Source organism: Methanobrevibacter sp., from assembly GCF_017468685.1.
Lineage (GTDB): Archaea > Methanobacteriota > Methanobacteria > Methanobacteriales > Methanobacteriaceae > Methanocatella.
The window spans coordinates 1-5,200 of the sequence record NZ_JAFUHT010000082.1 but is presented as its reverse complement, the minus strand read 5'-3'; the positions used below and the strand labels follow the sequence as shown (position 1 = coordinate 5,200).

The 5,200-nt window shown below is 33.6% G+C and carries 5 protein-coding genes; 4 read left to right on the top strand and 1 reads right to left on the bottom strand.

Features of this window, described 5'->3' with window-relative positions; genetic code table 11:
• Positions 1-309: 309 nt before the first annotated feature.
• Together IJ258_RS10595 and IJ258_RS10590 are read left to right on the top strand one after the other, a co-directional pair.
• Positions 310-573 (top strand): hypothetical protein, encoded by a 264-nt coding sequence (locus IJ258_RS10595; RefSeq protein ID WP_292806694.1) that lies wholly within the window; start codon positions 310-312, stop codon positions 571-573.
• 70 nt (positions 574-643) lie between these two features.
• On the top strand, positions 644-3,358 hold the full coding sequence (locus tag IJ258_RS10590) for a valine--tRNA ligase (RefSeq protein ID WP_292806692.1): 2,715 nt from the start codon (positions 644-646) through the stop codon (positions 3,356-3,358).
• A 192-nt stretch (positions 3,359-3,550) separates the two neighbouring features.
• Here the strand turns inward: IJ258_RS10590 and IJ258_RS10585 are convergent, their stop codons facing one another.
• Positions 3,551-4,114, bottom strand: a complete 564-nt coding sequence (locus tag IJ258_RS10585) for a sugar O-acetyltransferase (RefSeq protein WP_292806690.1) — start codon at positions 4,112-4,114, stop codon at positions 3,551-3,553.
• 275 nt (positions 4,115-4,389) lie between these two features.
• On the opposite strand from IJ258_RS10585, the gene IJ258_RS10580 reads away from it, so the two are divergent.
• Positions 4,390-4,695, top strand: a complete 306-nt coding sequence (locus tag IJ258_RS10580; protein ID WP_292806688.1) for a nucleotidyltransferase domain-containing protein — start codon at positions 4,390-4,392, stop codon at positions 4,693-4,695.
• On the top strand, positions 4,688-5,056 hold the full coding sequence (locus IJ258_RS10575) for a HEPN domain-containing protein (RefSeq protein WP_292806686.1): 369 nt from the start codon (positions 4,688-4,690) through the stop codon (positions 5,054-5,056). Before IJ258_RS10580 ends, IJ258_RS10575 begins: the two co-directional genes overlap by 8 nt.
• The last annotated feature ends 144 nt before the right edge of the window (positions 5,057-5,200 follow it).

The following is a 5,200-nucleotide window of genomic DNA, read 5'->3' as shown; positions in this document are numbered from 1 at the left end:
GTGGTAAGCCACATACTTTGCAATTTCTTCATCCAGTGTTGTTTTCGTAACTTTATTTAAAACTTCAATAGTTGATTTTCCTGACATAATTTATTATTTGTCATTCATCTATAATAAAAGTTTGGTAACTAACTATAAAAAGATTAAAAATGCTTGATATCTCTGATGCGAAAAGAGAAATGTTGGAACTCAAAATCTATGATAAATTCATATCTGAGAACATTGAAAAATTTGTTAATGAATTTAATTGTAGATTGATTAAATTTAATATATATGAGATATATATAAAATTATAAGGAGGTTTATTTAATGTTAGATACAGATGGTTTTTGCAGTGGTTTAAGACCCTCTAAAGTTCATATCCTATTGGAAACATATCGTCTTGAACGTGAATCTAAAAAAGAATTAAATAAATATCTTAATTATTTAAAAAATAATAATTTAAAGGAATACCATAACTTCATAGAATATAAAAGATTAGTTGAGAAAAAAACTCCTAATTTAAAAGAAATCTATTATGAATGTTTGGATGGTAAAAAAGATGTAAATTTTGATTTATTTTTATTATTATAATTACTTTTTTAAACAATAAATTACAAAGTTAACAATATTATTTTTACTTATATTAACTAGGAGAAAATATATGTCAAATGAAGAAATTCCTAAAGACTATGACTTTAAAAAAGAAAAGGTTTGGGAGCAAAAATGGGAAGATGAAGACATCTACAAATACATTGGAGATGGCTCTCGTCCTAGATACATTATTGACACTCCCCCACCATACCCAACAGGTTCTATTCACTTAGGACACGTCCTGAATTGGGTTTACATTGATATGAATGCAAGATACAGAAGACAAAAAGGCCACGATGTGCTCTTCACCCAGGGATGGGACTGCCACGGTCTTCCAACTGAAGTTAAAGTTGAAGAAACTCATGGAATTAAGAAAAATGATGTTTCAAGAACACAATTCAGACAGTACTGTGTTGATTTGACTACTGAAAACATTGCAAAGATGAAATCTCAAATGCGTGCTATGGGTTATTCACAGGATTGGAGCCGTGAATTTGTCACAATGACTCCGGAGTACATGAGAAAAACCCAATACTCATTTTTAAAAATGTATGAGGAAGGACTGATTTATCAGGGAAAACACCCGGTAAACTGGTGTCCACGCTGTCAGACTGCTATTGCATTTGCTGAAGTTGAATACTCAGACAACACAACATTTTTAAATTACGTTAACTTCCCTCCTGCTGTTGAGGATTCATATGATGACATTGTATCTTCACAAAAGTCAGGAAAACAGGCTGATCCTAAAGATGAGGGAATTCTGATTGCAACAACCAGGCCTGAACTGATGGCCGCATGTGTAGCTGTTGTAATCCATCCGGAAGATGAAAGATACACTCACCTTTTAGGCAAATACGTTGAAGTGCCGTTATCACATCAAAAGGTAAAAATCATTGCAGATGAAGAGGTTGACCCTGAATTCGGTACAGGTGCAGTAATGATTTGTACATTCGGGGATAAGACTGACGTAAGCTGGGTTCAGAAATATGATTTGGAAGTCATTGACATCATTGATGATGCAGGCATATTGACTGCAGCTGCAGGAAGATATGAAGGAATGGACTTGCAAAGCTGTAAAAAACAGACAATTGAAGATCTGGACAGTGAAGGCTACCTCCTAAAACAGGAAGAAGTTGACCAGAATGTCGGACAATGTTGGAGATGTAAAACTCCAGTTGAAATTCTTCTTAAAAAGCAATGGTTTGTAGCAGTACGTGACTTGATAGAAAAAACAAAAACCGCAGCAGACGAGATGAAATGGGTACCTGAACACATGAAATCCCGTATGGTAAACTGGGCAGACTCCATGGAATGGGACTGGTGTATCTCAAGGCAAAGAATATTTGCAACTCCAATACCAGTATGGTACTGTAAGGACTGTGGAAAAGTAATCCTGCCGGATGTGGAAGACTTGCCTATTGATCCAACAGTAGACAAGCCAAAACACGCATGTGAATGCGGATGCGAGGAATTCATAGGAGAAGTGGACGTTTTAGACACATGGATGGACTCATCAATTTCACCGCTATCCATTGCAGGATGGCCTGATGAAGACTATGTAAATCATTTCCCATCAAATATCCGTCCGCAAGGACACGACATCATCCGTACATGGGCATTCTACACTACACTCAGATGTATTGCATTAACAGGTCAAAAACCATTCGATGATATCGTAATCAACGGTATGGTATTCGGTGAAGACGGAAACAAGATGTCAAAATCAAGACCTGAGTTTGTGGTTGGACCGGAAGAGGTAATTGAAAAATACGGTGCAGACCCACTTAGAATATGGGCCGCCAACAGTGTACCAGGGTCCGATGTAATATTTGATTGGAAAGACATCAAGCACGGGTACCGTTTCTTAAGAAAATTCTGGAATGCATTCAGATTCATCAGCATGCAAATATTTGATGAAGAAGTAACATATGAAGAGGTTAAAGATAACTTAGGTCCATTGGATTTATGGATATTATCAAAACTCAACAACCTGAACAAAACTGTTGATCAGGCATTTGCCGATTATAATTTCGCAGATACAATCACATCAATCGAAAGATTCTTCTGGCATGACTTCTGTGACGAATACATTGAAGCTGTAAAATACAGATTATACTCAGATGTAAGTGATGAGTCAAGAAGAGCTGCAAAATACACTTTAAGAACAGTTGTTGAAACATCCCTTAAATTAATGGCTCCAATAGCGCCGTTCTTCACAGAAGAAGTTTACCAATACTTCTCAGATGAATCAATACACACTACATTATGGCCTGAAGTGTATGAAGAATTAATCAGTGAAGAGATGGAAGAAAAAGGAGAAACCACTGTTGAGTTGATTGATGAAGTCAGAAGATTCAAATCCGCTTCAAAAATACCATTGAATGCTGAACTTGCAGAAGTCAACGTCTATACAACTGATGATGATTTGGTTGAAATCTTCAATGAATTCGACGATGACTTGAAAGGAACATTAAAAATCAATGAATTGGCAATCAGTTCAGGAAAACCTGAAGTTCATGAAAAAATCATTGAAGTGGAACCTGATATGTCCCAAATCGGACCTACATTTAAAGGTGATGCAGGTAAAATCATCGGTTATCTTAAATCAACAGACATTGATGAAATAGGTTCTGTTTTAGAAGAATCTCATGAACTGACAATCGGTGAAATTGTGGTTCCTGAAGACATGCTGAACATCAAAAAGGAGATTGTCGGAGCATCCGGTAAAAAAGTGGATATCCTTCAATCCGAAAACTTGGACATGATTGTTGAAGTAATAAGATAATTACTTCACAAATTTTTTCTTTTTTTATTTATTTTCATTTCAAACTGAAGTAAATATTGTTTTTAGCCTATTGAAAGTTTATATACTATTAGTTACTTAAATCAATAGTGGAGATGGGTTACTTTTTAATCTCAGTTCGAGTTGGTTTATTATAATTATGTCTATTGTCATATCTAAACCCATCTCTAAATATTATAAATCATTTTCAATTTCTCTTATTACTCGTGCAGGAACACCTACTGCAAGGGAATTGTCTGGAATGTCTTTAGTAACAACTGCACCTGCACCAACAACAACATTGTTTCCTATTGTAACTCCTGGAAGTATTGTCACATTTCCGCCTAACCAGACATCATCTCCAATTCTTATTTCACTGGCCTGTGCCAAATGGTCACGTCTTCCTTTCGGGGTTATCGGATGGCCTACAGTTGTAATCAATGTATTTGGACCGATCATCACATTATCCCCAATATACACTTCCTTAATATCAAGGATAGTCAAGTTGAAGTTGCCTGTGAAATTATTTCCAATATGTATGTTTTTTCCATTGTCAAAGCAGAATCTTTTTGCAATCCACACCTTTTCGCCAACAGAACCCAAAATCTCACTTAACACTTCATGCTGCTTGTCCAAATCATCTTCTGGAAGTGAGTTGAAGATATTGGCATTTTCAATAGCATGCAGTTTCATCATTGATATTTCTTCATCGTCATAGCAGTATTCAAGTCCGGCCTGCATTTTTTCAATTTCTCTCATAGATAAGTATTTATTGAATTTTTATTAAAAACATTATGAATTCAAATTTTTACTCTAATATAAATATTGCTTTAATCTTGTAATTTTATATATTAAGTACAATATTTACTCAGTTTAAGATATAAAGACTTAAATACTAAATAAATTAAATAATAATCTAAATTATCATTCAATTGAATGATTAAGGATAATCATGGGATTATTGATTGTTGGACATATATTTATTATAATGTAAGTAAATATAATATGTTAATTAATGTCTTAATTGTGATTTTATGCATGATCGAATTAAAGTAGCTCAGGAGTTTGCAAATTTAATCAAATCAGATGATATCAAATTAATTATGTTGTTTGGTTCAGTTGCCCGTGGGGATGACCACGAAGAATCTGATATTGATATTTTAATTGTATCTCCGATTGCTGATAAAATCAAACCTGAAATTCATAAAATCGCTATAGATATAATTTTTGAAAAAGATGAAGTTATATCTCCAAGACTAATGACTGAGGAACATTTTAATAAGACCAAAGATTATCCATTCTTAAGTAATGTACTAAAAGATGGTGTTCAGATTGGATAAAGTAAAAGAAGCATTAAATGTTGGTAAAAGTCAATTAATTTCAAGTAAAACATTGTTTGAATCCGAGCAATATAGGAATTCAATAACCATGTCCTATTATGCGATGTATTCTTCTGCATTAGCTTTACTTTTAAAAAAAGGAATTTCTCCAAAAACCCACGAAGGAACATTAAGACAGTTGGCTAAGGAATATGTCAAAACAGGATTGCTCAGTAAAGAATCCTATGATTTTCTTTATAATAGTCGTGAAACTAGAAATGATTCTAGTTATGATTATTCAAAAATTTTTTCACAAGAGGATGCTGAAAATCTTATTTTACAAGCTGAAAAATTCATTAATGAAGTTGAAACTTTATTATGATTTTGAGTCCGTCCAATAATTCAATTTTTTGATTGGATTTTTGTAAAAAGATTTTAATCTGAGTATGGAATTAGTGGGATTTCGTGAGGAGATTTACACTTGAAATCTCACTTCATTACATTTTTTTAACATTATGAAGTGATT

What these genes read in the sequence shown, in the direction of transcription:
- IJ258_RS10595 (WP_292806694.1), top strand. Translation starts at nt 310, where the DNA reads ATGTTAGATACAGATGGTTTTTGCAGTGGTTTAAGACCCTCTAAAGTT.
- IJ258_RS10585 (WP_292806690.1), bottom strand. Translation starts at nt 4,114, where the DNA reads ATGAGAGAAATTGAAAAAATGCAGGCCGGACTTGAATACTGCTATGAC.
- IJ258_RS10580 (WP_292806688.1), top strand. Translation starts at nt 4,390, where the DNA reads ATGCATGATCGAATTAAAGTAGCTCAGGAGTTTGCAAATTTAATCAAA.
- IJ258_RS10590 (WP_292806692.1), top strand. Translation starts at nt 644, where the DNA reads ATGTCAAATGAAGAAATTCCTAAAGACTATGACTTTAAAAAAGAAAAG.